At 71.9% G+C, this 25,225-nt stretch carries 23 protein-coding genes; 6 read left to right on the top strand and 17 right to left on the bottom strand.

All coding sequences use genetic code 11. The features are described 5' to 3' along the window. Nucleotides 1-185 precede the first annotated feature (185 nt). The 7 genes from ACQP2P_RS00190 to ACQP2P_RS00160 all read right to left on the bottom strand — a co-directional run bounded on the left by ACQP2P_RS00190 (nucleotide 186) and on the right by ACQP2P_RS00160 (nucleotide 11,499). Nucleotides 186-1,802, bottom strand: a complete 1,617-nt coding sequence (locus tag ACQP2P_RS00190; protein WP_433612069.1) for a chaplin family protein — start codon at nucleotides 1,800-1,802, stop codon at nucleotides 186-188. A 235-nt stretch (nucleotides 1,803-2,037) separates the two neighbouring features. Then, nucleotides 2,038-3,027, bottom strand: a complete 990-nt coding sequence (locus ACQP2P_RS00185) for a hypothetical protein (RefSeq protein WP_433612067.1) — start codon at nucleotides 3,025-3,027, stop codon at nucleotides 2,038-2,040. Nucleotides 3,028-3,149: 122 nt separating this feature from the next. Beyond that, complete coding sequence (locus tag ACQP2P_RS00180) at nucleotides 3,150-4,037, bottom strand: hydroxymethylglutaryl-CoA lyase (protein WP_433612065.1); 888 nt, start codon at nucleotides 4,035-4,037, stop codon at nucleotides 3,150-3,152. Beyond that, nucleotides 4,034-5,380, bottom strand: coding sequence for an acetyl-CoA carboxylase biotin carboxylase subunit (locus ACQP2P_RS00175; RefSeq protein ID WP_433612063.1), 1,347 nt, complete (start codon nucleotides 5,378-5,380; stop codon nucleotides 4,034-4,036). The genes ACQP2P_RS00180 and ACQP2P_RS00175 overlap by 4 nt, the downstream gene beginning before the upstream one ends. Before the next feature lie 129 nt (nucleotides 5,381-5,509). Further along, nucleotides 5,510-6,139 carry a TetR/AcrR family transcriptional regulator gene (locus ACQP2P_RS00170; RefSeq protein ID WP_433612061.1) on the bottom strand — a complete coding sequence of 210 codons (630 nt, stop codon included), beginning with the start codon at nucleotides 6,137-6,139 and terminating at the stop codon, nucleotides 5,510-5,512. A gap of 811 nt (nucleotides 6,140-6,950) precedes the next feature. Further along, complete coding sequence (locus ACQP2P_RS00165; protein WP_433612059.1) at nucleotides 6,951-9,734, bottom strand: hypothetical protein; 2,784 nt, start codon at nucleotides 9,732-9,734, stop codon at nucleotides 6,951-6,953. Continuing rightward, a complete protein-coding gene (locus ACQP2P_RS00160; RefSeq protein WP_433612056.1) occupies nucleotides 9,724-11,499 on the bottom strand; it encodes an HSP90 family protein in 1,776 nt (591 codons plus the stop codon). The genes ACQP2P_RS00165 and ACQP2P_RS00160 overlap by 11 nt, the downstream gene beginning before the upstream one ends. Before the next feature lie 113 nt (nucleotides 11,500-11,612). On the opposite strand from ACQP2P_RS00160, the gene ACQP2P_RS00155 reads away from it, so the two are divergent. From ACQP2P_RS00155 to ACQP2P_RS00145, 3 genes are all read left to right on the top strand, one after another. Then, nucleotides 11,613-12,491: an ADP-ribosylglycohydrolase family protein gene (locus ACQP2P_RS00155; protein WP_433612054.1), complete on the top strand. Its 879-nt coding sequence runs from the start codon at nucleotides 11,613-11,615 to the stop codon at nucleotides 12,489-12,491. A 208-nt stretch (nucleotides 12,492-12,699) separates the two neighbouring features. Then, nucleotides 12,700-15,102 carry a glycosyltransferase gene (locus ACQP2P_RS00150; protein WP_433612052.1) on the top strand — a complete coding sequence of 801 codons (2,403 nt, stop codon included), beginning with the start codon at nucleotides 12,700-12,702 and terminating at the stop codon, nucleotides 15,100-15,102. Then, on the top strand, nucleotides 15,092-16,042 hold the full coding sequence (locus ACQP2P_RS00145; RefSeq protein WP_433612050.1) for a hypothetical protein: 951 nt from the start codon (nucleotides 15,092-15,094) through the stop codon (nucleotides 16,040-16,042). The genes ACQP2P_RS00150 and ACQP2P_RS00145 overlap by 11 nt, the downstream gene beginning before the upstream one ends. Before the next feature lie 28 nt (nucleotides 16,043-16,070). On the opposite strand, the gene ACQP2P_RS00140 is transcribed toward ACQP2P_RS00145, so the two are convergent. From ACQP2P_RS00140 to ACQP2P_RS00125, 4 genes are read right to left on the bottom strand one after another with little or no spacing between them, the layout of a single operon-like run. Further along, nucleotides 16,071-16,931: a sulfurtransferase gene (locus tag ACQP2P_RS00140; protein WP_433612048.1), complete on the bottom strand. Its 861-nt coding sequence runs from the start codon at nucleotides 16,929-16,931 to the stop codon at nucleotides 16,071-16,073. After that, nucleotides 16,928-17,305, bottom strand: coding sequence for an arsenate reductase ArsC (locus tag ACQP2P_RS00135; RefSeq protein ID WP_433619569.1), 378 nt, complete (start codon nucleotides 17,303-17,305; stop codon nucleotides 16,928-16,930). The genes ACQP2P_RS00140 and ACQP2P_RS00135 overlap by 4 nt, the downstream gene beginning before the upstream one ends. Nucleotides 17,306-17,355: 50 nt before the next feature. Further along, nucleotides 17,356-18,075: an aquaporin gene (locus tag ACQP2P_RS00130; protein WP_433612046.1), complete on the bottom strand. Its 720-nt coding sequence runs from the start codon at nucleotides 18,073-18,075 to the stop codon at nucleotides 17,356-17,358. Next, nucleotides 18,072-18,746, bottom strand: coding sequence for a helix-turn-helix domain-containing protein (locus ACQP2P_RS00125; RefSeq protein ID WP_433612044.1), 675 nt, complete (start codon nucleotides 18,744-18,746; stop codon nucleotides 18,072-18,074). The genes ACQP2P_RS00130 and ACQP2P_RS00125 overlap by 4 nt, the downstream gene beginning before the upstream one ends. 114 nt (nucleotides 18,747-18,860) lie before the next feature. On the opposite strand from ACQP2P_RS00125, the gene ACQP2P_RS00120 reads away from it, so the two are divergent. Both ACQP2P_RS00120 and ACQP2P_RS00115 read left to right on the top strand, forming a co-directional pair. After that, the gene (locus ACQP2P_RS00120; protein WP_433612042.1) at nucleotides 18,861-19,463 is read left to right on the top strand and encodes a hypothetical protein; all 603 of its coding nucleotides are present in this window, start codon (nucleotides 18,861-18,863) and stop codon (nucleotides 19,461-19,463) included. 85 nt (nucleotides 19,464-19,548) lie between these two features. Next, complete coding sequence (locus tag ACQP2P_RS00115; RefSeq protein WP_223100327.1) at nucleotides 19,549-19,974, top strand: CBS domain-containing protein; 426 nt, start codon at nucleotides 19,549-19,551, stop codon at nucleotides 19,972-19,974. Between the two features lie 26 nt (nucleotides 19,975-20,000). On the opposite strand, the gene ACQP2P_RS00110 is transcribed toward ACQP2P_RS00115, so the two are convergent. Beyond that, nucleotides 20,001-20,573, bottom strand: coding sequence for a GNAT family N-acetyltransferase (locus ACQP2P_RS00110; protein ID WP_433612040.1), 573 nt, complete (start codon nucleotides 20,571-20,573; stop codon nucleotides 20,001-20,003). A gap of 23 nt (nucleotides 20,574-20,596) precedes the next feature. Between ACQP2P_RS00110 and ACQP2P_RS00105 the strand changes: the two genes are divergently transcribed. Then, nucleotides 20,597-21,040, top strand: coding sequence for a SufE family protein (locus ACQP2P_RS00105; RefSeq protein WP_433619567.1), 444 nt, complete (start codon nucleotides 20,597-20,599; stop codon nucleotides 21,038-21,040). On the opposite strand, the gene ACQP2P_RS00100 is transcribed toward ACQP2P_RS00105, so the two are convergent. From ACQP2P_RS00100 to ACQP2P_RS00080, 5 genes are all read right to left on the bottom strand, one after another. Beyond that, a complete protein-coding gene (locus ACQP2P_RS00100) occupies nucleotides 20,999-21,517 on the bottom strand; it encodes a YbaK/EbsC family protein (protein ID WP_433612038.1) in 519 nt (172 codons plus the stop codon). The two genes, ACQP2P_RS00105 and ACQP2P_RS00100, sit on opposite strands and share 42 nt — an antisense overlap. A 43-nt stretch (nucleotides 21,518-21,560) precedes the next feature. Beyond that, a complete protein-coding gene (locus tag ACQP2P_RS00095) occupies nucleotides 21,561-23,222 on the bottom strand; it encodes a substrate-binding domain-containing protein (protein ID WP_433612036.1) in 1,662 nt (553 codons plus the stop codon). A 193-nt stretch (nucleotides 23,223-23,415) separates the two neighbouring features. Next, a complete protein-coding gene (locus ACQP2P_RS00090) occupies nucleotides 23,416-23,967 on the bottom strand; it encodes an arginase family protein (protein ID WP_433612034.1) in 552 nt (183 codons plus the stop codon). Between the two features lie 69 nt (nucleotides 23,968-24,036). Further along, on the bottom strand, nucleotides 24,037-24,921 hold the full coding sequence (locus ACQP2P_RS00085; RefSeq protein WP_433612032.1) for an IS982 family transposase: 885 nt from the start codon (nucleotides 24,919-24,921) through the stop codon (nucleotides 24,037-24,039). A gap of 108 nt (nucleotides 24,922-25,029) precedes the next feature. Next, nucleotides 25,030-25,161, bottom strand: a complete 132-nt coding sequence (locus ACQP2P_RS00080) for a hypothetical protein (protein ID WP_433612030.1) — start codon at nucleotides 25,159-25,161, stop codon at nucleotides 25,030-25,032. Nucleotides 25,162-25,225 lie beyond the last annotated feature (64 nt).

Below are 25,225 nucleotides of genomic sequence, written 5' to 3'. Positions count from 1 at the left end.
TGCGACCTCCGCGTCGGCTGCCTGAACGATCGTTCATGTCTAACGATCGTTCAGGTTAGCCGACGCGGAGGTGAAGTTCCAAGCGTGGACTTCTTCGCTGCTACGACGGACCACTTCCGGACACGGGTCGGCGTGCGCCATGGGGTCCGGGTACCCCCTGCGGATCAGGGGGTACCGCTATCGCCTCAGCAGGAGTAGGCCAGCGCCCCGCCCGAGCTCTGCGCCTGCGAGAAGCCCAGGATCGAGACCGCGTTGCCGCTGATGTTGACCGGCAGCTGGATGGTGGTGTTGGCCTGGTTGCCGTTGAGCAGACCCGCGTTGAACCCGGTGGTCCAGTCGCCGCAGCCGCCCTTCACCGCGGTGGCCCCGCCGTTGCCGTTGCCGTTGCCCCGGCCGTCGTGGTGACGGTGGTGACGACGGCCGCCGTTGTCCCAGCCGCCGTTGTCGTCGCCGTTGCCATTGCCGTTGCCGTTGCCGTTGCCGCCGTACCCGTTGTCGCCGTTCGCGGCGGCGTTGCCGTAGCCCGGGTTGCTGGCGGCGGACAGGCCCGCGCCGGTGCCGTTGTGGTGCTTCTTGGCGTGCTCGCCCAGGTCGATCGACTTGTGCGTCTTCTTGCTCGCCTTGTGCACCTTCGACGCGTTGTTGGCGGCCGCACCGGTGTCGCTGGCGTTGCCGGCCGCGTTGCTGTAGGCACCGTTGCTCTGGCCGTTGTCGTCGCCGTAGCCACCGTTGGCGCCGCCGTTGCCGTCGTCGCCGTAGCCACCGTTGCCGTTGCCGTTGCCGTTGCCGTGCCCGTTGCCGTGCCCGTGGCCGTGGCCGTGGCCGTGGTGGCCCGAGCCGCCGTTGCCCTGGCCCGCGCCGTCGCCCATGCCGCCGTCACCCTTGTAGGCGACCGCGCCGCCGCCGCAGCTGGCGCTCGAGAAGCCGAGGATGGCGATCGAGTTGCCGCAGAGGTTGACCGGCAGCTGGAGCGTGGTGTCCAGCTGGTTGCCGTTGAGCAGGCCGGCGTTGTAGCCGGTGGTGTGGCTCGCCTCGGTGGTCGCGCTCTCGGTCTGGGCGCTCTCGCCCTTGACCGCCCAGGCGCCGCCCTGGCTGGACGCGCCCGCGAAGCCCAGCAGCGCGATCGCGTTGCCGGAGATGTTGACCGGAGCCTGCAGCGTGGTGTCGAACTGGTTGCCGTTGAGCAGGCCCGCGTTGTAGCCCGAGGTCCAGTCCTCGGTCCGGTTCGCGGCGCTCTCGGTGTAGTCGCCGTTGGCGGCGGCGTTGTAGTCGCCACCGTTGCCGTTGCCGTTGCCGTTGCCCTGGCCGTTGCCGCCACCGTGGTGACGGTGGTGACGACGGCCGCCGTTGTCCCAGCCGCCGTTGTCCGAGCCGTTGACGTCGCCCTTGACGGCGGTCGCGCCGCCGGCCGAGGAGGCGCTGGAGAAGCCGAGCAGCGAGACGGCGTTGCCGCTCACGTTGACCGGCACCTGCAGCGTGGTGTCGAGCTGGTTGCCGTTGGCCACACCGGCGTTGTAGCCGGAGGTCCAGTCCTCGGTGGTGGCGCTCTCGGTGGCGCTGGCGCTCTCGGTCTTGACCGCGGCGGCGCCGCCACCGCAGTTCGCGTCGGCGAAGCCGAGCACGGCGATCGAGTTGCCGCAGACGTTGACCGGCACCTGCAGCGTGGTGTCGAACTGATTGCCGTTCAGCAGGCCGGCGTTGTAGCCCGTCGTCCAGTCGGCGTGCGCGGCCCCGCCCGAGACGAGCAGGAAGCCCGCGGAAAGCACACCCACGTTGAGCGACTTACGAACCCACGTCTTCATGGGGAATTGAGACCCTTCGGTAGTTATTGATCCTCGGTACTGCAAGGAAGTGGGCGCGGTACGGAGCCCTGAACCCGCGTGCGGGCAGGCTCTGTCCGGCTCCGCCCTGTCGACGTGCGCCCTGGTTGTTTCGTGTTGCGTGTTCAGATGCCGCGATGTGCTCAATGCGGGTCCGCGAAGACCTAGGCAACGTTCCGTCGGCCCGCAGCGCGTCGCGGCGGCGGCCGGAACGGCCTCAGTCGGGTGAGACTGTCGGCTTCTCGGCTGCTAGCAGCCGCAATTCGACGTCCTCGACCGCGTCCGGCCGGAAGGTCAGCACCTTCGTGCCGACCGGCGCGGCGGGCATCACGGCGGCGGAGCCACTCTCGTGGTTGAGGCCCGAGCCGGAGCTCGGCAACCCCGAGGCGAGGCCGGCCGCCGGCGGCGCCGGAATGGGCGCCGGGCGGGGCAGCAGCGGCACGTGGTTCGTGCCCTGCGCAACGTTCCGGTCCATGACCGGCATGGCGTGCACGCCGCTCAGCGCCTCGGCGGCCCGCAGGGCGCGGAGGCGGTCGGCGGCACGTGCGGCGACGACCGGGTCGACGCCGGCACGGGAGGTGCCGGTCGCCGCGGCGGCGATGTCGCTCGCGGACCCGAACCGGACCGGCACGGCCTGGACGGCCGGCTCCTGCATCCGCTTCTGATGGGTCCCGGTGATGCCGGCCTTTGCCGGCCTCTTGGTGCTCGCGTGCTTGACACTCGACACGTCAGCCGTCGTCGAGCGGGCCGCGCGGTCCACGGTTTGGACCGGCGCCTTCGTGAGTGTCACCGTCCGGTGCACGGTCCCGGTCACGGCCCCGGTGACCGTACCGGTCACGGGTGCGGCGGCCTGCGCCACCGGGCTCAGCACCGTGAGCACGGTGCTGGTCAGCAGGTCACCTTGCTGGTGGTCCGAGCCCGGCTGCGGCCGGGCCGGCCGGTGCTGGAGAACCTGGTGCTGGTCGCCGCTCATGCCGGTATGCCGCGCGCTGCCGTCGCCGATGAGCAGGTTGGTCACCGGCGTGAGCAGCGTGGGCCGGTCGGAGTCGATCGAGCCGTGGGAGGCGTGCGCCGCGGAGGCCGACAGCAGCCAGGCGACACCGGCGAACCCGGCGACCACCAAACCGCGAACGGCGTACTTCGCGACGCGGGAAACGGCCGGCAGCGAAGCCGTGCGCGGGTTGCGCTCGCTCCTCGACTGGGCCATGTCCGCCTCTCAGTACGGGCTCAATGTCGGGCATACGCCCCACATGTGACTCTTTCCGTACTGAGCAACGAACCGCCCCGGCCGGGGACACGCCACAACACCGGGCGAATCGGACACAAGCCTCACAGGGGGAGTCTCGGGCCCGCCTTCAGCACGCCCGACGGCAGCTCGCGACCCACGATCTCCTGGGCCAGGCGGGCGGCCTCGAGCAGCGCCCCGAGGTCGACCCCGGTGTCGTACCCCATGTCGTGCAGCATGTGCACGACCTCCTCGGTCGCCACGTTGCCGGTGGCGCCCGGGGCGTAGGGGCACCCGCCGAGCCCGCCCACGCTCGCGTCGAACTCGGTGATCCCCAGCCGCATCGCGGTCAGGATGTTGGCCAGCGCCGTGCCCCGGGTGTTGTGGAAGTGCAGCAGCAGCGGCAGGTCCGGGTGCCGTTCACGCACCGGCCCGACGACGTCCTCGACCCGCCGCGGCGTGCCCATCCCGGTGGTGTCGCCGAACGCGACCCGGTCGGCGCCGTCGGCCACCACGCGGTCGACGATCCCGGCGACCCGCTTCGGGTCGATGTCACCCTCGAAGGGGCAGCCGAAGCTGGTCGCGATGATCACCTCGGCGCTCGCGCCGGCCGTGTGGAGCAGATCGATCAGCCCGGCGATGTCGTCCAGGGACTCCTCGGTCGAGCGGTTGACGTTGCGCCGGTTGTGCGTGTCCGACGCGGAGACGACGACCTCGATCTCGGTGAACCCCGCGGCGAGCGCGCGCTCGGCGCCCTTCGTGTTGGGCACGAGGGCGCTGTACCGCACGCTCGGGTTCTTCTTCGCCCGCTCCCACACCTCGCCGGCGTCGGCCATCTGCGGGATCGCCTTGGGATGGACGAACGAGACCGCCTCGATCCGCCCGACGCCGGTGCCGGAGAGCGCGTCGAGCAGCCGGATCTTGTCGTCGATCGGGACGGGGTTTTCGTTCTGCAACCCGTCGCGCGGACCCACCTCACGCAAAGAAATCATGGCTTCGTCCTCATGCGTCCGACGATTCCCGTGTCGTAGTCGCCGCTGGTGAACTCGGGGTTGTCCAGCAGCTCGGCGAAGAAGGGCAGGTTCACCTTCGGCCCGGCGACCTCGAAGCCGGCGACCGCGGCGCGCAGCCGGTCCAGCGCGTCGGCCCGGTCGGCGCCGTGCACGATCAGCTTGGCCAGCAGTGAGTCGTAGTTCGGCGTCACGATGTTGCCGTTCGCGTATCCGGAGTCGACCCGCACACCCTCGCCGACCGGCTCGGTCCACGCGGTGATCGCGCCGGGCCCGGGCAGGAAGCGCTTGGGGTCCTCGGCGTTGACCCGCACCTCGATCGCGTGCCCGGTGACCGCGAGCGCGTCCGGGTCGAAGCTCGGCGCGAGCCCGGAGGCGACCCGCAGCTGCTGCTCGACCAGGTCGATGCCGAACACCGCCTCGGTGATCGGGTGCTCGACCTGCAGCCGCGTGTTCATCTCGAGGAAGTAGAACCGGCCCGCGTCGGGGTCGAAGAGGCACTCGACGGTGCCGGCGTTGCGATACGCGACCGCCTCGCCCGCTCGCACGGCCGCCCTGAGCAGGTCCGCGCGCTGCTCCCGGGTCAGCGCGGGCGAGGGGGTCTCCTCCACCAGCTTCTGGTTGCGCCGCTGCACGGAGCACTCGCGCTCGCCCAGCGCCACGACGCGCCCGTCGGCCAGACCCAGGATTTGTACCTCGATGTGCCTGACCCGCGGGAAGTAGCGCTCGATCAGCACGGAGCCGTCGCCGAACATCCGCTCCGCGAAGGCGCGCACCTTGTCGTATTCGGCCCGCAGCCCGTCGGCGTCGTTCGCGACGGCCATGCCCATGCCCCCGCCGCCGGCCGCGGCCTTGACCATGACCGGGAACCCGATCGCCTCGGCCGCTCGCAGGGCCGCGTCCGCACTCGTCGCCGGGTCGGTCGTGCCGGGCGCCACCGGTACCCCCGCCGCCGCCATCAGATTGCGAGCGTTGATCTTGTCGCCCATCGCCGCGATGGCCTCCGGCCCCGGCCCGACCCAGATCAGCCCGTTGTCCACGACGGCCTGGGCGAAGGCCGCGTTCTCCGACAGGAAGCCGTATCCGGGGTGAATGGCCTCGGCGCCGGCCGCCTTCGCGGCGGCGAGCACGGCCTCGGCGTTGCGATACGACTGGGCCGGGTTCGCGGGGCCGATCGGCACCGCCTCGTCGGCCTCCCGGACGAAGGGCAGATCGGCGTCCGCCTCCGAGTGCACCGCGATGGTCCGGATGTTCAGTCGGCGCGCGGTGCGCAGGACCCGGCGGGCGATCTCACCCCGGTTGGCGACGAGCAACGAGGTCAGCATGTTTCTCCTGTGGACAACTCTGTGGAAAGGAATGCGGCGACCCTGTGGATAACCAGATTCTGGCTGGTCAACACGGTGACGCCTGTCGTTGTGCGTTCAGCCTCACGACGCATCCCGGTCCACCGCTCGTTACCCCTTTTCCGCGTCTGACCCCTGCAGCGCCGACAGCGTCGCGGCCCGCAGCAGCTCGGCGCGGCGAACGCGGTCGACCTCGCCGCCGAGGAACGGCGTCGAGTTCATGAGACCGAACGCGGCGTGGGCGAGCACGCGGGCCTCGCCGTCCGTGAGCTCCCCGGCGCGCAGGGCCGTGAGCGTCGCGACCCACTCCTCCACATAGAGGCGCTGGAGCCGGCGGATCTGGCGCCGCGGCTCCTCGGGCAGCCGGTCGAGCTCGTGCAGGTGCAGCGCGATGACCGCGGGGTTGGCCAGCGCGAACTCGACGTGGAAGTCGACGAGCGCGGCGAGCGCGGCCCGCGGGTCGTCGCCCGCCTCGGCGATGTGCGCCTGCCCGCCGGCGAGCAGCTGCTCGCTGACGGGGATGAGCGCGGCGGCGAGCATGGCTTCCTTGCCCGCGAAGTGGTGGTAGAGCGCGGGCCCGGTCACGCCGGCGGCCGCCCCGATGTCGTCCATGGACACGCCGTGATAGCCACGCGCGGCGAACAGGCCGACGGCGATCTCGAGGATCTCCTCGCGCCGGGAACGCCGCCCGGCACCGCGAGTCTGAGCGGGCGGACGTACGGCTTGCCGTTCCAGCGTCATTGGGAAAGCCTATCCTCCTGTCAAGCCTCGGGCTGAACGCTCGTTAAGTCAATCACACCTCGTCACTGCCCCTGCGCCGGCCCACCCTTGCGTCAACCCGCGCCCGCCGCGCCCCTGTTTCGGCCCATCCCGCGCACGCGGCCACCCCCTCCTCCGACGACGTGTCGGCGTCGCGGTGGCGAGAATCGCGTACTGGCGCTCGGGCGGATCTCGCGGCGGCTCGCGGCGGCTCGCGGCGGCTCGCGGCGGCTCGCGGTGAGCCCAGCGGCGCGAGGCCGTCGCCGCAGCGAGATCGCGCTGCCGTGGCCAATCACGCTCCCCTGGCCAATCACGCTGCCGTGGCCGTATCGCACTGTCGTGACCGATCGCGTTTTCGTGGCCGTGCGGCCGTCAGCTGGCCGAACCAGAGCCGTGCGGCCGTCAGCCAGCCGGAATCGCAGCCGCGCAGCCCCCAGGCCGTCGAAAAACCGTGGCCTGGGGCTCTAGCGCCGCCGGAACCGTAGCCGCGCAGTTCCGAGCACACCGGAGTCCCTGCCTCAGCACGCCGCCACGGCGAATCTCAAGCGCGGAACGCTCGCGGCCTCGCACGACAACGCCGGCCACGCCACTCACCCACCCCTGCGCAACCAGCCGAACAAACCGCGCGAAGGCTCAGGAATTGCCCGTCCCAAGCTTTGCCAAACCCCACATATCCGGGCATATCCGTCGTCAGGGTATAAATCCGATAAGTCGCGGCGCGAAGCGCCCGACTTATCGCGCCAAAACCGCCGCGCCAGCAGCGCAAACCCCAGCGCGGCGGCGGCCAGCCAACCTACTCGGACAAATACTTGCCCCGAACCTCATCAGCCTCGTCCGAGCGCCCCTGCGCCTCCAGCGACTCCGCCAGCATCCACGCCGAGTTCTGCTCCAGCTGCGACCCCCGCGGCACCGCCCCCAGCACCGATCGCAGCCGAGCCTCGGCCCCCGCCGGGTCGCCCGCGCGCATCAGGGTCTCCGCGTGCAGGAAGTCGGCGTCGAGCGCGTCGCTCAGGGAGCCGATCGCGCGCAGCGCCTCCGCCGCGCTCGCCGAGCGGGTCGCGGCGTCGTCCAGGCGGCCCGCGCCGATGTGGATGCGCGCCGCGTCGGTGTCGAGCATGGCGCGCTGCCAGATCAGCCAGGGCTCGGACTCGTCCACGGTGCCGTCGAGGGAGCGGGCCAGGGCGTCGGCCTCGGCCAGGGCGTCCAGCGCGGCCGGGATGTTGCCCGCCCAGCGCAGGGAGAGGGCGCGCAGGCGCCGGGCATACATCTCGGCCTGGATGATGCCCGCCGCGCGGAACGCCTCCGCCGCCGCCGCGAACCGCTCCGCGGCCTGGGCGTCGCGGTCGGCGTCGTAGAGCAGCTGGGCCGCCTCCTGCAGCATCCGGCCCCGGGCGGGCAGGTTGTCGTAGCCGTCGAGGTTGGTCGCCAGCGTCTCCAGCAGGCCGAGCGCGAGGTCGAGCTCGCCGAGCTCCCGGTAGACGCGGGAGAGCAGGTAGCGGGTCTGGTCCGCCTGGTCCTGGGCGCCGGCCCGGTCCAGCGCGTCGAGCGCGCTCTCCGCGGCCTCGGCCGCGTCCAGGGACTGCCCGGCCTGGTGGTAGGCGGTGGCGAGGTCGTAGCGCAGCAGCGCCGCGGGCACGTCCTCGCCGTGGGCCACGTGGTCGGCGACCGCCTCCACCAGGTCGTCGATCGCGCTGTCGGGGCGGTCGGCGGCGAGGCGGGAGCGGGCCCGGCCGACGAGGGCGGACAGGCGGTAGTTGCGATCGGCGGCGAGGGCGAGCGCCTGGTCGAACCCGGCGGTCGCGTCGTCGAAGCGCTCGAGGTTGCCCAGCGCGTGGGCGCGGATCAGCGCCGCAATGCCGGCGGCGGGCGGGGTGCCGAGCTCGGCGTAGCCCCGCAGCGCCTCCTCCGCCGCGGCCACCGCGTCTTCGTAGCGCTCGAGCACGAGCAGGGCCCGGGCGCGCCGGGCCTGCAGCTCGGCCCGCAGCGCGGCCTTCGCCGGCCGCTCGGCGACGGCGGCGTCGACGGCCGCGAGCGCCTCCTCCGGCCGCTCCAGGCGCATGAGCGCGCCCTCGGCCCGCAGCCGCGCCTCGGCCCGCAGGTCGGCGTCGGCGTCGGGGTGGGCGACGATCCGCTCGGTCAGCGCGGTGAGCTCGGCCAGCATCTCCTCGTCGGGCCGGCGGGCGAGCACGCCGCGGGAGTCGGCGGCCAGCGCCTGCAGGTCGTGGCCGAGCGCGCGGTGGGCCTCGGCGGTCTCGCGGAACAGGGCCTCGGCCTCCGCGCCGCCGTCGTCGCGGATGGCGGTGAGCCGGGCCCGGCCGTCGAGGCGGCGCACGGCCAGCTCGGCGGGCGGGTCGGGGTGCAGCTCGTCGAAGCGGGCGAAGGCGGCCTCGACGGCGTCGATCCGGTGTTCGTCGTAGAGCTGCCAGGCCCGATCCATGAGCGCCGTCGCGTCCGTGGGCAGCTCCTCGACCGGCGCGGGCGGCACCACGGCGGCCTCGGTGCGGCGCGCCACCGCGCTCAGCGGCAGGTGCCCGACCAGCGGCGCCGCGCCGAGCAGCGCCTCGATCCGCCCGGAGACCGCGTCCGAGCCGTTGCGCTCGTCGAACTTCGCGGCCCAGTCGCGGGCCCGCGCGGCCAGGTCGGCGCCGAGCTCGCCGGCGCTCGACGGGCCCAGTGGCAGGGCCGGGTCGAGCCGGCCGAGCAGCAGCGCCGACGCCGCGCAGAACCACATCTCGGCCTGCGGGCTGGGCGAGCGCTCCAGCCACGGCAGGTGCCGCTGCACCATCTCCAGGCCGCGGGTCTCGTTGCCCGTCCGCGCGCAGAACTCGATATGGCTGGCGACGCTCTGCATGTCGGCGAGGTTGCCGCGCAGCCGGCGGTAGGCCTGCCGGTGCGCGTCCGCGGCCTCGCTCAGCCGGCCGGTGCGCACGTAGGGCACCATCAGCGAGGTCAGGATCGACTGCGGCTGCTCCACACAGGTCAGCCGCCCGGCGAGCACCGGCGCGGCCATGGCCACCGCCTCCTCGTCGAGGCCCCGGCTGACGAGGTGGTCGACCTTCTCGCCGGGGTCGCACCCGGCGCAGTCGGAGTTGCCGTCGCGGGGCGCGGCGTTCCACTTCGCATACCAGTCGTCGGCCGCCGGATCGCCCACGTGCGCGGCGACCTGGTAGCGGTAGGCGTAGACGGCGTGCAGGCTGTGCCCGCCCGCCCGGAACCGGCGCTCCATGTCGTCGAGCACGTCGTAGGTGCGCCCGAGCGGGACGGCGGGGAACTTCAGCAGGCCGTTCACCATGTACTTGAAGTGCCAGAGCAGCATGTGCTCGTCCTGCTCGTCGAAGCGCTCCGGGTGCGCGTCGTACTCCGCGCGGCACCACGAGAACGTCACGAACGACTTGGCCGTCTCACCGCCGTGCACGTAGGCCGTGGTCGCGAACAGCCGCGAGGCCAGCCGCAGCTCGTCGTGGCCGCCCGCGTCGGCGTGCTGCATCACCTGCTCGACCAGCGCGATCTGGGCCCCGCCGTAGGGCATCTGGTAGGCCTCGCGGAGCAGCGACCACAGCTCCTCTTCACGCTTCATGTCCCACCGCCTTGTTGAGCAGGCCCAGGAACGAGCCGTTGAGCAGCGCGGCGTCGGCCGGCCGCAGCGGATGATGCCCGAGCAGCAGGGCCTGGCCGTAGAGCCCCTCGACCGCGAGCCGGACCAGGTCCGCGTCGGGGATCTCGGTGACCCGCCGCACGAGCGGGTTGCGGTAGTTGAGCACCAGCTGCGAGCGGTCCTGTTCGTCGGTGCGCGCGAGGGCGTCGAGCACGTCGGCCCACACGTCGTCGACGCGCTCGCGGGTGGCCCGCAGCTCGGCCGCGAAGGAGGCCGAGCGGCTGGTCAGGTACATCGCCGGGACCCCCGCCGGGTCGAAGGAGCGCAGCACGACCTCGCACCCGAGGCGGTCCAGCGCGCGCTGGGCCAGCTGCACGAACGGGCGCTTGGCCAGCTCGACCTCGGGCTCGAGCGCGTCGAAGGCGGTGCTGAGGTCACCCGGCTCGACCCGCTCGATGAGCGCGCCCGGCTCCACGTGCGGCAGCCGCTCGATGATCTCGGTGTCGTAGATGTATCCGGCGTTGACCAGCGGCAGCCCCTGCGCCGCGGCGACCGCGCCGATCTGGCGGAACTCGTCGAGCTGGGCCGAGTAGCGCACGAGCCCGTGCTGGGCCCGGAAGTCGGCGAGCGTCATCCGGCCGGTGTTGGTCTCCATCGGCCACCAGCGGTCGACCAGGCGCAGCATCTCGTCGTCGTGCAGCGCGAGCGCCTTGACCCCGAGGTGGTGCACGTCGAGGAACTCGCCCAGCCGGCGCGGATTGCGCCCGGCGAGCTGCATCAGCCAGCCCCGCAGCTGGTCGCCGAGGGCCTCGCGGGTCGCCTCCAGCAGCGAGTCCTCGTAGAGCGCCTCGCGGCTCGCGGTCGGGCGCAGCTCGCTGGTGTCGATCACGCACCGGGCGAAGAACGCCCAGGGCGGCAGCACTCCCTCCGCCCCCTCGGCGAGCAGCATCCGCTTGAGGTAGACCCGGTGCCCGGCCCGTGCCGCCGGGTTGGCCGGCGTGGGCAGCACGAACGCGACCCCGGTGAGCCCGGACTCGGGCACCTTGAGGTCGATCACGTCGAAGGGAACAAAACCGAAGACTTCCCGGCAGTACTCACTGAGCCGCTCCCGGCGCCCCGCGGCGCCCGGCCGCCACGGCAGCCCCTCGCCGCTGATCGGCACCCCGGCGATCTCGACCCGGAAGGGCAGCAGCGAGCCGTAGAGCGCGGCGAGCTCGGCGACGGTCCGCCGCTTCAGCCACTCCTGCGCGTCGCGGCGCGGGACGAGCGTGACCGTCGTGCCGGTCTCGGCCCGATACTGGTTGTCGGTCTCGACGCTGTAGCGCCCGTCGGCGTAGCCCCGCCACAGCACCGCCGGCCCGTCCGCGGAGCGGGTCAGCACCCGGATCTCGTCGGCGACGAGGAAGCAGGACAGCAGGCCGATGCCGAACTGCCCGAGGAAGTCGTGGCGGGCGAAGCCGAGGTCGTCGCGCTTGGAGCTGCGCCCGATGGTGGCCAGGAACTGGTGCACCTGGTCCTCGGTGAGCCCGATGCCGGTGTCGGTGACCCGCAGGGTGCCGTCGCCGGTGACGTCGGGCGGCTCGATGGTGATCGCGGCCGGGGCGCCCGGGTCGGCCGAGCGGCGGGCCGTGATCGCATCGACGGCATTCTGCAGCAGCTCCCGGACGTAGACCCGGGGGCTCGCGTAGAGGTGGTGGCTGAGCAGGTCGACGATGCCGCGCAGGTCCACTTGGAACGTCCGATCCACGCGGGCACGCTACCTCGTGGGTGTGACATTTCCCGACCCGTTTCGGGCGCGATGATCGTTCTGCTGGGAGTACACCTGGAAAATCTCCGGCCGTCATCGACTATCTTCGGCCGGTGAATCTTGCCGCCGCGGCCGCGAGCCTGACCGGTCTGTCCGTCGGGGACGCGCTGGGCGCCCCGTTCGAGATGAAGCCCGCGATGGCCGACGGCGCGGTGTTCGAGCCGCCGCCCGCGCCCTGGCGGTGGACCGACGACACGGAGATGGCCTGCACGCTGTTCGAGGCGCTGCGGCGCGACGGGCGCGTGGACCAGGATCGCCTGGCCGTCGCGTTCGCGGAGCGCTGGAGCGCCGACCGCGGGTACGGCCGCGGCGCCGTCTCCCTGCTCGCCGGCATCCGCGCCGGGGTGCCCTGGCGCTCGGCCGCGGGCGCGCTGTTCTCCGGGCGCGGCTCGGCCGGCAACGGGGCCGCGATGCGGGTCGCGCCGCTGGGCGCCTTCTTCCGCGCCGACCCCGATCTCGCCGCGCGCGAGGCGGTGCTGTCCGCCGAGGTGACCCACCGGCACCCGGAGGGCGTGGCCGGCGCGGTCGCGGTCGCGCTGGCCGCCGCGCACGCCGCCGGCGACCGGCCGGCGGGCACGCCGAGCCTCCTGCGCCAGGTGCTGCACCACCTGCCGCCGTCCGACGTGCGGGACGGGATCGCCCGGGCGACCCGGATCGCGCCGGACACCGACTCACGCGAGGCCGCGGCCGATCTCGGCAACGGCTCCCACGCGCTGGCGCAGGACACGGTGCCGTTCGCGCTGTGGGTGGCGGCGGTGCACCTTGAGGACTATCCGGCGGCGCTGGAGGCCTGCGTGCGGGCGGGCGGCGACGTCGACTCGGTCTGCGCGATCGTGGGCGGGGTGGTCGCGGCTCGGGTCGGCACGGCCGGCATACCCTCCGAATGGATCGGCGCCCGTGAACCGCTCCCGGAATGGTTCCAGAGGCCGTAGTCACGGTACGTGAGTAATGGGCGGTTGCGCAGGCGAATGCGATATATTGACCATTATCCCTCATTTCTCTCGGGTGATATCGGGCATGAGCTGCGTAGGAGCTTGATCAGCGCAGGTTCCTCATCCCGGCGAATGAAGGTTTTTCGGAGTCGCCGGGGGTAACAATGTGCTCATGCCACACCCTGCCGCGACCTATCGACTCGGTATCGTGTCGACCTATCTGCCCCGCCAATGCGGTCTCGCGACCTACACCGCGGACCTTCGCGAGGCGCTGGGTGTCGCCACCGACGACCTGGAATCCGTCGTCGTGGCCATCGACCGTGACGGGCACACCTACGGCGACGAGGTCGTCGCCACCATCACCCAGGATCGCATCGAGGACTACTCGTCAGCGGCCCGCATGCTGCGCGAGGCCGGCGTCCAGGTAGTGCTGATCCAGCACGAGTACGGGATCTTCGGCGGCCCCGACGGCTCACACCTGCTCGAGCTCACCCGCGCGCTCAACGCGTGCGGCATCCCGTACCTGTTGACGCTGCACACCGTGCTCCCGCACCCGTCGCCGGGCCAGGCCGCCACGCTGCGCGCCCTGTGCGCCCGCGCCGCCCGCGTCACGGTGTTCACCGAGACCGCCCGCCGGGTCGCGATCCGCACCGGCATCGCCGCCGGGCACCAGCTCGTCGTGGTGCCGCACGGGGCGCCGGACGCGATGCGCCGCCCGCCGGAGCCCTCCACGCTGCGGCCGGAGCTGCGCGAGCTGCTCGACAAGGTCCGGGACAAGCCGACGCTCACGACCTTCGGCCTGCTGGGCAAGGGCAAGGGCATCGACATCGCGATCGACTCCCTCGCCGAGGTGGTGGGCAAGCACCCCGACGTGCAGTACATCGTCGCCGGCACGACTCACCCCGAGATCAAGCGGCAGGAGGGTGAGACCTACCGCGACAGCCTGCACGAGCAGGTGCGGCGGCTCGGGCTGGCCAACAACGTGCACTTCGTCGACGCCTTCCTGGCCCTCGACGAGCTCTCCGCGATCCTGCACGCGAGCACGCTGTTCGTGACGCCGTACCGCCAGCCCGAGCAGATCTGCTCGGGCGCCCTCACGTTCGCGCTGGGCGCGGGGCTGCCCGCGGTTTCGACGGCGTACTCCTACGCGGAGGACATGCTGGCCGGCGGCGCCGGTCGCGTGGTGCCGATCGGCGACGGGGCCGCTCTCGCCGCCGAGATCATCGACCTGCTCAGCGACGCCCGGGCGCTCGCCGCGGCCAAGACGGTGGCCGAGGCGTGCGCCTCCTGGCTGCCCTGGCCGGCGGTCGCGGCCCGCGAGGCGGATCTCGTCATCGACGTCGTGCGCCAGGCCGAGGCGGCCACCGCGCGCCCGGGCCACGCGACCGCCGCCGCGCCGCCGCTCAACCTCGACCACCTGAGCCGGCTCACCGACGAGATCGGCATCATCCAGTTCGCCGGCGGCCCGATCCCCGACCCGTCCTCCGGCTACTGCGTCGACGACGTGGCGCGGCTGGCGATCGTGGCCGCGGACCTGCTCGCGGTCGGCGCGGAGGCGCGGCCGACCACGGCGGCGACGCGCTGGCTGCGGCAGTCGATCCGGTTCCTGACCGCGGCCTACGACCCCTCCGGGGCGATGCACAACGTGCTCAGCTACGGCGGCACCTGGCAGGACTGGCCGCACATGGGCGATCACGTCGGTCGTACGGTCTGGGCGCTCGGCGTGCTCGTGGGCACCCCGGCCGTCCCGGACGACATCCGGCGCCCGGCCGCGGCGCTGCTGGACGAGCTCGGCCCGCGCACCGAGGGCCTCGCCGGCCTGGGTCTGCGCGCGGCGGCGTACGCGCTGATCGGCCTCGCCCGCGCGGGCCGCACGGAACAGGCCGCCCCGCTGCTGTACCGGCTCGACGAGGCGCTGACGGAGACGTCGGCCGCCGACCCGGCCTGGCGCTGGTTCGAGCCCGAGCTCACCTACGACAACGCCCGCCTGCCCCAGGCCATGCTCCTGGGCGCGGCCCTGCTCGAGGACGACGCCGCGGCCGCCCGGGCCGTCGCCGCCCTCGACTGGTACGTCCAGCACGTGGGCCTGGCCGACGGCACCCTGCGCTGCGTGGGCAACAAGTGGCACCAGCGGGACGAGCCCGCCGCGCACTGGGTGGCCGACGACGGCGACGAGCAGCCGCTCGACGCGGCGGCCGTGACCGAGGCGCTCGTGGACTCGTGGCAGCACACCGCCGACCCGCATCACGCGCGGCTGGCCGGCTGGGCCTTCGCCTGGTTCCTGGGCCGCAACCGGGCCGGGGCCCGGATGTACGTCGACGCGACCGGGGCCTGCCATGACGGTTTGTCTGCCACTGAGCCAAATGGGAACCAAGGGGCCGAGTCCACGCTAGCCTATTACCAAGCGCTTCTCAGCCTGCTCAGGGCCGGTTTGGCCGCGCTGCCGCATCCAGTGGCGGCTACGACCCCGGTCCCGACCTCCCTGCCGACGACCACGCTCTCCAAGCCCACCAACAAGGGCCGCGTGGTCGGGCGGGCATCGGCCGGCTTCAGCGCGACGGCCACACCGCCCCGCCTGCGCACGACGGAGGACCATTCCGATGCACTTTGACGCGGAGCTCTTCCATCGGGAAGCGAGCAACCCCCTGGTCAGTGCCGGGGACTTCCCGTATCCGATCAACAGCGTCTTCAACCCGGGCGCCTGCATGCACAACGGCGACACCGTCCTGCTCTGCCGGGTCGAGGACCGCCGCGGCATCTCGCACCTGACCGTCGCCCGCAGCAAGGACGGGCGAACCGGGTGGACGGTCGAGGGCAAGCCGCTCATCGCCGACGACCCGACCGACGCCCACAGCTGCTGGGGCGTGGAGGACCCGCGGGTCACGTACGTCGAGGAGCTCGGCGGCTACGTGATCGCCTACACGGCGTACGGCCCGAGCGGCCCCTGCGTCGCGCTGGCCAGGACCGAGGACTTTCAGACCGTTGAGCCCCTCGGCATCGTGATGCCGCCCGAGGACAAGAACGCGTCGCTGCTCCCGCGGCGGATCGACGGCGACTACGTGCTGTTCCACCGCCCGGTCTCCGTCCTGTCCGCACGCGCCGACGTGTGGCTGTCCAAGTCCAAGGACCTGCGTTCGTGGACGACGCCCGAGCCGGTGATGCAGTCGCGCTCCGGCCCCTGGTGGGACGCCACCCGGATCGGCATGGGCCCGCCGCCGATCGAGACGCCGCACGGCTGGCTCGCGGTGTACCACGGCGTGAAGCAGATGGTCGCGACGTCGATCTACCGCGTCGGGCTGGTCATGCTCGACCTGGACGATCCGACCAAGGTCATCCGCCGTACCCCGAGCTGGGTGCTCGGCCCCGACGCGGACTACGAGCGCGTCGGGGACGTGCCGAACGTGGTCTTCCCGACCGGTCTCGTCCACGACGAGACGCGCGACGAGCTGCGGCTGTACTACGGCGCGGCCGACCTCACCGTGGCGATGGCGAGCGCCCGGTACTCGGAGGTCGTCGACTACCTGGTCTCGCTGCCGCCCGAGGACGAGTGACCCGGGTGAGGGGAGGGGATCGCACCCGCTACCTGGGCGCGGTCCCCTTCGCTACGGGCACCCGCACGAGGTTGCCCCACTCCGTCCACGACCCGTCGTAGTTGCGCACGTGCTCGTAGCCGAGCAGGTGGGTGAGGACGAACCAGGTGTGGGACGAGCGCTCCCCGATGCGGCAGTACGCCACGATGTCATCCTCCGGCCGCAGCCCGAGCTCGTCGGCGTAGATCGCGCGCAGCTCGTCGGCCGGCTTGAAGGACCCGTCCTCGCGGGTCGCCTGCTTCCACGGCTTGCTGAGCGCCCCCGGGATGTGGCCGCCCCGCAGCGCCCCTTCCTGCGGATAGTCCGGCATGTGGAGCAGTTCGCCCGTGTACTCCCCCGGCGAGCGCACGTCGACGAGCGGCCGATCGGCCTTGATGTGCTCGAACACGTCCTCGCGGAAGGCCCGAATCCGCTCGTCGTCCCGCGGCGTGACCGGGTAGTCGGTGGCCTCCCGCGCGGGCACGTCCCGCGTCATCGCCCGCCCCTCGGCGACCCACTTGGCCCGGCCGCCGTCGAGAATGCGCATGTCGCGGTGCCCGAACAGCTCGAACACCCACAGCGCGTAGGTGGCCCACCAGTTGAAGTTGTCGCCGTAGAACACGATCGTGTCGTCGGCCTTGATCCCCTTGCGCCGGCAGAGCGCGGCGAAGTTCTCGGCGTCGAGGTAGTCGCGCGTGACCTGGTCGTTGAGCTCGGTGTGCCAGTCGACCTTCACCGCACCGGGGATGTGCCCGGTGTCGTAGAGCAACACGTCCTCGTCGGACTCGACCACGACGAGGCCTGGCTCTCCGAGATGCTCCGCCAGCCAGTCGGTGCTGACAACCCGCTCCGGGTGCGCGTACGCAGTCATTGCTCGATTGTCCCTCGTCCGGTGCCGCTCGTCCGGTGCAGTTCGCCGAGGAGCTGCTCCACGCGGCGGCGGATCTCGTCGCGGATCGATCGGACGGCTTCGAGCCCCTGGCCGGCCGGGTCGTCGAGCGGCCAGTCCAGGTAACGCCGGCCGGGGAAGACCGGGCAGACGTCGCCGCAGCCCATGGTGACCAGCACGTCGGAGGACTCGGCCGTGTCCCGGTCGAGCTTGCGCGGGGTGTTGGCGGTGATGTCGATGCCCACCTCGCGCATGGCCTCGACCGCGACCGGGTTGATCCGCTCGGCCGGCTGGGAGCCCGCCGAGCGGACCTCCACCGAGTCACCGGCGAGGTGGCGCAGCCAGCCTGCGGCCATCTGCGAGCGGCCCGCGTTGTGCACGCAGACGAACAGGACCGAAGGCTTGCTCACGACGTGTGCTCCTGGAGTGCGGGGCGGGCGATGACGGCTGGGGCCGGGTACAGCGCGGCGACGAGCACGACGCCGACGACGAGGCCCGCGAGCTGGGCGGCGATGAAGCCGGGAACGGAGGCGGGCGCGATGCCGGCGAAGGTGTCGGTGAAGGCGCGGCCGATCGTCACGGCCGGGTTGGCGAAGCTGGTCGACGAGGTGAACCAGTACGCGGCGCCGATGTATGCGCCGACGGCGGCCGGGGCGAGCGCGGTGCGGCCCGAGCGGGTGAGCGCGAAGACGAGCAGCAGCAGCCCGGCGGTCGCGACGGTCTCGCCGAGCCACAGGTGCCCGCCGGTGCGGTTCGTGGCGGAGAGGTCCACCGCCGGGAGCCGGAACATCAGATCGGCGAGCGCGCAGCCGCCGATCGCCCCGGTCGTCTGGGCGGCGATGTAGGCGCCGAGGTCCCGGCCGTTCAGGCCGGTGCCCGTCCGGCGGCCGAGGAACCAGTCCGCCGCCGACACGACGGGGTTGAGGTGCGCCCCGGACACCGGCCCGAGCATCAGGATCAGCGCGCCCAGGGCGAGCGCGGTCGCGATCGAGTTCTCCAGCAGCCGCAGACCGACGTCGCCGGGGCTGAGCCGGGTGGCCATGATCCCGGAGCCGACGACCGCCGCGACCAGCAGCCCGGTGCCGACGAACTCCGCGAGGAGTCGCCGCCAGAGGACCGCATTCACCTCGGCACCGCCGGTGCGATGCGTTCGATGCGCCCGGCGAGATCGGCGTAGGCCGCCTCAAAGGCCTCGTCGGTGTCGGCGCGCGCCGGATCCGGAACCGACCAGTGCAGGCGCGGGGCCGCCGGCCCGGTGAGCTCCTCGTGGGCGTTGTCGCACACGGCGATCACGAGGTCCCCGTCCCGGACCACGTCGCCGACGCGCGCGGTGCCGGTCGGGTCGAGGGCGAGGCCGTGCCGGTGGGCGACCCGCACCGCCCGGGGATGGACGCGCGCGGCCGGGTGGGTGCCGGCCGAGGCGACGGGGCCGCCGATCCGGTCCCGCCAGAGGGCCTCCGCCAACTGTGAGCGGGCCGAGTTGTGCGTGCACACGAACACCACCCGCGCCGCGGGGTCCAGCGCCGGCGGGGTCAGGGCGGCGAGGGCCCCGGGAACGAGCCGGAGATAGGTGCGCCGGCGGTCCCCCTCCGAGCGGGCGCGGGTGACGAGACCGGCTTCCTCGAGGACCCTCACGTGATGCGCGATCAGGTTCGTGGACATGGCGAGCCGTTGCCCGATCTCGCCGGGGGACGCGTCGCCCAGGGTCAGAGCGTCGACGATCGACAGCCGGGCCGGGTCGCCGAGCGCGGCGTGCACGCGGGCCCGGCGCTGCAACGAAGAAAGCTCAGCATCCATTGAGTCAATAGTTGCTGAGTTACCTTACGGTCGTCAAGCGATCAGCTGCTGCGACCGAACGTCGCCTGCGACAATCCGGGCAAGGCGACTTGATCTTCAAACGGGGGCATTCTGATGGGAACCAGCTACGAAACCGTGCTCGTCGCAGCCGAGTTCGACGACGTCGTCGGAGTCGTCCGGGCGACCGGGCGGGCGGCGCTCGTGGTGCCGGTGGTTGCCGGGCGCGTCGCCGTCATCCCGCGCGAGGAGGATTGGGGCGGGGCGCTGTTGAAGCCCGTCGCGCTGCCCGTCAGCCAGATGCTGCACTGTCCGGTGCTCACGTGCGAGGTGTTCGACTCCGACGTCGTGCTCTGCTCGGTGTACGAGGACGGGCGGCCCACCCACCGCTACGTCTCCGAGCTCGAGATGATCGTCGAGTGGTTCGAGGACTCCGACGGGGAGTTCAAGGCCCGGCTCGACGGCAAGGTACTTCCGCCGGATCAGCTGCCCAAGGGCGCGCTCGGGGCCGACGCCGCCGCGTTCGCGCCGTTCGCGGTCGGCGACGCCGACCTCGGGGCGATCGACGCGGCGCTGCGCAACGTGGACGGCTCCAGCTCCGCCGAGGAGCAGCACGAGGCCATCCTCAGGGCGCTGGGGCTGCCCGTCGAGGCGCTCACCGTCGCGTTCCGGCACGTGCGGGGCGGGCAGTTCGCTGATGCGGTGGGCCTCAACCTGTAGGCACCCGGCCGACCGGATGCCGTGATCGTTAAGAGGATCGTGAGCTGGGTACCAGCTCTGCATCGAAGGTCGGGAGGTCTTGGCGATGACGATGCAGACGGTCCGGGACGTGATGACCACCAACGTGGTCTACCTGCCGAGCGAGACGACGCTCGCCGAGGCGGCAAGGACCATGCGGGAGCAGGATATCGGCGACGTGGTCGTGGCCGACGGGCCCGAGCTCAGCGGGCTGGTGACCGACCGCGACATCGTGGTGCGGGCGGTCGCCGAACGGTGCGACCCGGCGGCGACGACGATCGGGGAGATCCTCACCAAGGAGCTGGTCACCGTCCGGCCCGAGGACTCGATCCACTCGGCGGCGCTGCTCATGCGCGACCAGGCGGTGCGCCGGGTGCTGGTCTGCGACGACAACAACGGGCTCGTCGGGATCGTGTCGATCGGGGATCTGGCGGAAGAGATCGACCCCGATTCGGTCCTCGGTGGCATCAGTAAGGCCGAACCCAACAACTGACGGTCTACGCGACACGCGCGCCTCGATCAGTCCGTGTCGAGGCGCGCGTGCACGTGCATGTCGTGCCAGCCGTCGAGGTGCCGCAGCGCCTTGCGCTGCACGCCCTCGGCCGCGAAGCCGGCCGCGGTCGCGACCCGGCACGACGCGGTGTTCTCCACGGAGTGCCGGACCTCCAGCCGGTGCAGGCCCAGCGTGCCGAAGGCCCAGCCGGCCAGCGCCCCGAGCGCCCGCGGGGCGATGCGGCGGCCGCGGAAGGCGGGCAGCACCCAGTACGACACCTCGGCCTGCCCGTCGACCAGCTGCAGGCTGCGGAGCGAGATCTGCCCCGCCACCTCGTCGCCGTCCGTCGTGACCGCCCAGCCGGCCCGCGTCTCGGTGCTCCAGCGCTCCGGCCACGCCGCGACCCACGCGGCCGCCTCGTCCTCGTCCATCGCGCGGCAGTGCCAGCGCTGGATGGCCGGATCGGCATACGCCGCGAGGACCACGGGCTGGTCGGCGAGCCGCCACGGGCGCAGCGTCAGGCCCTCGGCCGTCAGGGTGGGCTGCGTGAGGGCGGCGAGACTTCCGGGCTTGAGCACATCTGCGACGAGGGCCGGCACAGCGGTACGTTAGCAAGGTGGAGATGCCTGGCAAGCTGGCCGCGATCGTGGAGGATTTCGCCTCCGCGCCGCGGGACGTGGTGCTCGAGATGCTGCTGGAGTTCTCGGATGCCGTCCCGCCGCTCCCGCCTGAGCTCGCGGAGCACGCCGGCATGGAGCAGGTGCCGGAGTGCCAGACGCCCTTCTTCCTGAAGGCCGACGTCACCGAGCAGAAGACCGTCCGGCTCCACTTCGACTGCCCGCCCGAGGCCCCGACCACCCGTGCCTTCGCCGGCATCCTGGCCGAGGGGCTCGAGGGGGCGACGGCCGACGAGGTGCTGGCCGTGCCGGCCGACCTCTACCAGCGGATGGGTCTGGCCGAGGCGATCAGCCCGCTGCGGGTGCGGGGCGGCACGGCGATTCTGCAGCGGCTCAAGCGCCAGGTCTCAGAGGGCCAGGCCGTCCACGACGGTGGCGCCGGGGATTGAGGCCAGCACGGCGCCGGGCAGCACGATCTTGCTGCCCCGGATGCCGCTGCCGATCACGGCGGCGTCGACGGACCGGACCCGTGCGTCGATGTAGACCGGCCAGTCGGCGGGCAGACCGATCGGGGTGATGCCGCCGTACTCCATGCCGCTGAGCCCCACCGCGTCGTCCATGGGCGCGAAGCTGACCTTGCGCGTGCCCAGCAGCCGCCGGACCGCCCCGTTCACGTCGGCGCGGGTGGTCGCCAGGACGACGCAGGCCGCGAAGATGCCGGCCGGCTTGCCGACGACGATCACGCAGTTCGCGGATTGTTCGAGGGTGACGTCGTACGCCTCGCAGAAGGCCGCGGTGTCGGCGAGCCCGGGATCGATCGGCGCGACCTGAATCCGGTCGGCGTCCGGCAGCGTCTGCAGCGCGGTGTGCACGGGCGGGGCGAGCAGCGCGGGCGCGTCGAGCGCCGGCGTGAGTTCCAAGTTCAAGTACTACGCCTTTGGCTCTGACCGAGATCGTCCAACTTCAAGTTCAGCGTCCGTCGTCGAGTGCGAGGGCCTTCATGAAGATGTCCCCGATCTTAGACGGGTCGGAGGCGATGAAGACCGCGCCGCCCGTGGCGTCGACGATGCGCTGCATCTCGGCCTGGTTCACCTCGCTGCCGACGCCGATGATGATGATCTGCACCGGCTGGTCCTTCTTCTCGGCCTTGTTCAGCGAGCCGACCAGCCCGTCGAGCGACTGGCCGCTCGAGTCGTTGTTGCGCCCGCCGGTCACCACGACGACCGAGTTGCCGCGCCCGGGGTCCCAGCCCTGCTGCACCGTCTGGTACGCGGCGAGGATGGTGTCGTACAGCCCGCTCCCGCCCTTGGGGTTGGGCTTGAGGGCCCCGAGCGCGCCCCGTAACTGGTCGCGCTGGGTCGTCAGCGGGCCGATCGGCACGAGCTCCTGGAAATCGTGGCCGCCCGCCATGGCCGTGGAGAAGCACCACAGCCCGACGGCCCACGAGTCGGGGAACAGGTCCAGGCCCCCCTGCGCCGCCTGGACCGCGACCTCCCCCTTGGTGAGCCCGCCGGCCGTGGGCACCGGCGTCTTCATGGCGGACGAGACGTCCACGACGGCGAGCATGCGCGACGGCCGCGTGATCTCGGTCCACATCTGCAGGGCCTTGGAGATCACGTTGGCGTCCGGCACCGGGGTGACCTGGCCGCCGGGCGGCGCGCTCGGGCTCAGCGTCATGCCGGTGCCGACCGTGCCGTCGTTGGCGCGCAGCTGGTGCTGGGCCAGCAGGTTGCGGAACGAGGCGCCGGCGAGCTGCTGGCGGAACGCCTCGGCCGCGGCCTCGCGGTCCGGGGCCAGACGGGGCATCGCCGCATAGGGGAAGTCCAGGGCGATGGGGGCCGGGTCGGGGTACACGGCGACGAGCGGCACGGCCGGTCCGGCGGCGTTGTAGGCGTGCAGCGCCTGCTCGGACAGCGGCGCGAGGGTCACCGCGGTGGACAGGGTCCGGGGGTCGGCGTCGCGCGGGAAGCGCCCGATGAGGCCGGACTGCTGCTCGGTCTTGCCCGACATCAGCGACTTCACGGCGCCGACGGTCAGCGAGTCGCCCGTGGGGCCGAACTGGTCGCGCACCGAGGCCATCGCGACCAGGGTCGACACGCCGACCGAGTCGCGCTGAGGGTCCACGATGCCCGGCACGACCTGGCTGTTGCCGACGATCTGCTCGAGCACCTGCTTCCAGGTGACCTTGTTCTCGACCCAGCCGAGCTGCTTCGCGGTGGGTTCGGGCACGGCCAGCACGATGGGGCTGCGGGCCAGGGAGGGCGACGCGAGGGTCACGAGATCCTCGCGCGCCGCGCGCATGCGCTGGATCCAGATCGACGAGTCGGGGATCCAGACCTGCGGCACCTGCGTCTTGCCGTCGGCCTGGCCGACGCCGGGCACGGTCGCGCCGCTCTCACCGGCGATCGCCGCGGCGACCTCGCTGGAGGCGACCGAGACCACGTCGACCGCGACGCACTCGTCGTTGACCCGTGGGTTGGTCTTCACCCACCGGCCCGCGACGTCCTTGATGACCGGCGCGATCTCCGGGCTGGCGGCGATGGACAGGCGCACCGTCCCCGCGCAGCCCGACGTCGACATGGCGCGGTACCCGCCGTAGACGGCACCGATGGCGACGAGGGGAAGGATCATGCCGGCCGCGAGGGCTACGAACCCGTTGCTCCTCAGGTCCGCTGCCCGATGCCGTCCTCTCACAGCTACCAATATTCCCTAGACAAGCGCTTCTCGGGTCACGCGTTCGGCCAATCGTGAAGGTGTTTCGCGGGCTCCAAATACACTGTGCTTTTGTACGATTACTTTGGGTTCGAAACTCTTTGAGTTTGCTTTAGAGACTCTTAGCAAGCGCGGCGATCAGATTCCGCCGTCGTTCGTTGCCACCGTCCGGCCGCCAGGTGCAGGCGACGTCGAGCCCGGCCACGCGCCCGGTCGCCACCAGGCCGCGCACGGCGTCCAGGAGCTCGCCGGCGGAGGGCCCGCCATCGACCGGATACATCAACCCCGGGAGTTCCACCGGATCCACGACGTCGAGATCGACGTGAACGAGAAACTTACCGTCCGGGGGTCGAATTGCATTGATGTCGTACCGCACGAGACTAGCCCCGGCGAGATATTCGACCTCCGCGGGATCCAGGTCCCGCGCGTCGACGAGCACCGCGCGCTCCTCGGGCACGGCCCGCAGCCCGAGCCGCTCGGCGATCAGTTCGGGGCGATACCCGACGAGCAGGCGCAAGGGCATTCCGCCGACGTACCCCGACGTTGACGTCTCCAGCGTCTGCACGTCTCCGTGCGCGTCGAACCACACCACCCCGACGTCCTCGCCGGCGCGCTGGAGCCCGGCCACGGCCGCGAGCGAGACGGTGCAGTCGCCCGAGATCACGATCGGCGGCCGCTCGGCCCGGGCGACCTCGTCGGCGACCCGGTCCTAGATGATTGATGCCTTGAAGGCTCAGTGGTCGTAGGCGATGAGGGACCGTTTGCTGGGGGCGCCGATGGTCCAGTTGTGCCAGATCACGGCGGTGAGGGCGAGGAGGCGTTGGGCGACGCGGACGAAGACCCCGGCCAGGGTGCGGCCGCCGTGGGCTTCGAGGTCGAGTTGGCCTTTGAGGGTGTCGAAGACGGCCTCGACCCATTGGCGGACGCGGGCGAGTTTGCCGAACCGGGCGGGTTCACCCTTGCGGTCGGGGCGCACGAAGTGCGCTCCGAGCTGCCCGGTGATGAACCCCTCGAAGTCCGCGCCGGCGAAGCCTTTGTCGCCGAGCAGCACCTGGCCGGCATGGACGAGGTGATGGTCGGCCTCGAGGAGGGCGGTCATGACCTCGCGTTCGCCGAGTTTGGGGTTGGCCAGGCCCCAGATGACCGGCATGCCCTCCGGGGTGCAGACCAGGTACAGGCGGAAACCCCAGAAGTAACGGGAATGGGAGGCGCAGTAGCCGTAGCCGGCGTCGCCGGCCAGGTCGGAGCGTTTGACGGTTTCCCGGGAGGCGCCGCAGGGCAGCGGGGTGGAGTCGATCAGGCGGAGCTGGTCGTACCAGGACGGTGTGCGGGTGGCCAGATGCCGTATCACCGTGGCCAGCAGCGGACCGGCTTTGCGCATCCGTTTGTTGTAGCCGTCCTGGTCGGGCAGGTAGGGGAACATCCCGCGCAGATGCTTGCGGGCGTAGCGCAGCCAGTGCCGCTCCGATGGGTAACGCAGCAGCACCTGCATCACCGCCAGGCACAGCAGCTCGGCGTGGGACAGCAACGGCCGGCGACCCCGGCCCCGGGGCCGCTCGATCAGATCATCGATCTCCACGTACAGTGCGGTCACGAGGGTGTCCAGATCAGCGTCCAACGACGGGCTCCAAGAGTTCGGCGGCTGGGTCAGCAACGCCGATCTTGGACACCCTCCCCGCATCTACCAAGCAGCGACACACACCCGAATCTTCAAGGCATCAATCATCTAGAGCGCGGCGAGCCGCGCCCAGATGTCCCCGCCGGGCAGCTCCGCGCTCACCACAGTGTCGGGCGCGGCCGGAAGGTCGGCCTCGAGCCCGGCGCGGCGCTCGTCGAGGTGGTAGGGGACGAAAATCATGCGTTGACCCTAGCCAGGTGAGCACGATTCATCCACAGTGCCGACCCGCGCCACCCAGAGCCGC

The sequence above is a fragment of the Dactylosporangium sp. CA-139114 genome, from assembly GCF_050955725.1.
GTDB lineage: Bacteria > Actinomycetota > Actinomycetes > Mycobacteriales > Micromonosporaceae > Dactylosporangium.
Note: the sequence above shows the minus strand (reverse complement) of the source record. Positions and strands in the feature narration are given on the sequence as shown.

What these genes read in the sequence shown, in the direction of transcription:
- ACQP2P_RS00190 (WP_433612069.1), bottom strand. Translation starts at nt 1,802, where the DNA reads ATGAAGACGTGGGTTCGTAAGTCGCTCAACGTGGGTGTGCTTTCCGCG.
- ACQP2P_RS00185 (WP_433612067.1), bottom strand. Translation starts at nt 3,027, where the DNA reads ATGGCCCAGTCGAGGAGCGAGCGCAACCCGCGCACGGCTTCGCTGCCG.
- ACQP2P_RS00180 (WP_433612065.1), bottom strand. Translation starts at nt 4,037, where the DNA reads ATGATTTCTTTGCGTGAGGTGGGTCCGCGCGACGGGTTGCAGAACGAA.
- ACQP2P_RS00175 (WP_433612063.1), bottom strand. Translation starts at nt 5,380, where the DNA reads ATGCTGACCTCGTTGCTCGTCGCCAACCGGGGTGAGATCGCCCGCCGG.
- ACQP2P_RS00170 (WP_433612061.1), bottom strand. Translation starts at nt 6,139, where the DNA reads ATGACGCTGGAACGGCAAGCCGTACGTCCGCCCGCTCAGACTCGCGGT.
- ACQP2P_RS00165 (WP_433612059.1), bottom strand. Translation starts at nt 9,734, where the DNA reads ATGAAGCGTGAAGAGGAGCTGTGGTCGCTGCTCCGCGAGGCCTACCAG.
- ACQP2P_RS00145 (WP_433612050.1), top strand. Translation starts at nt 15,092, where the DNA reads ATGCACTTTGACGCGGAGCTCTTCCATCGGGAAGCGAGCAACCCCCTG.
- ACQP2P_RS00140 (WP_433612048.1), bottom strand. Translation starts at nt 16,931, where the DNA reads ATGACTGCGTACGCGCACCCGGAGCGGGTTGTCAGCACCGACTGGCTG.
- ACQP2P_RS00135 (WP_433619569.1), bottom strand. Translation starts at nt 17,305, where the DNA reads ATGGCCGCAGGCTGGCTGCGCCACCTCGCCGGTGACTCGGTGGAGGTC.
- ACQP2P_RS00125 (WP_433612044.1), bottom strand. Translation starts at nt 18,746, where the DNA reads ATGGATGCTGAGCTTTCTTCGTTGCAGCGCCGGGCCCGCGTGCACGCC.
- ACQP2P_RS00120 (WP_433612042.1), top strand. Translation starts at nt 18,861, where the DNA reads ATGGGAACCAGCTACGAAACCGTGCTCGTCGCAGCCGAGTTCGACGAC.
- ACQP2P_RS00115 (WP_223100327.1), top strand. Translation starts at nt 19,549, where the DNA reads ATGACGATGCAGACGGTCCGGGACGTGATGACCACCAACGTGGTCTAC.
- ACQP2P_RS00105 (WP_433619567.1), top strand. Translation starts at nt 20,597, where the DNA reads ATGCCTGGCAAGCTGGCCGCGATCGTGGAGGATTTCGCCTCCGCGCCG.
- ACQP2P_RS00095 (WP_433612036.1), bottom strand. Translation starts at nt 23,222, where the DNA reads ATGATCCTTCCCCTCGTCGCCATCGGTGCCGTCTACGGCGGGTACCGC.
- ACQP2P_RS00080 (WP_433612030.1), bottom strand. Translation starts at nt 25,161, where the DNA reads ATGATTTTCGTCCCCTACCACCTCGACGAGCGCCGCGCCGGGCTCGAG.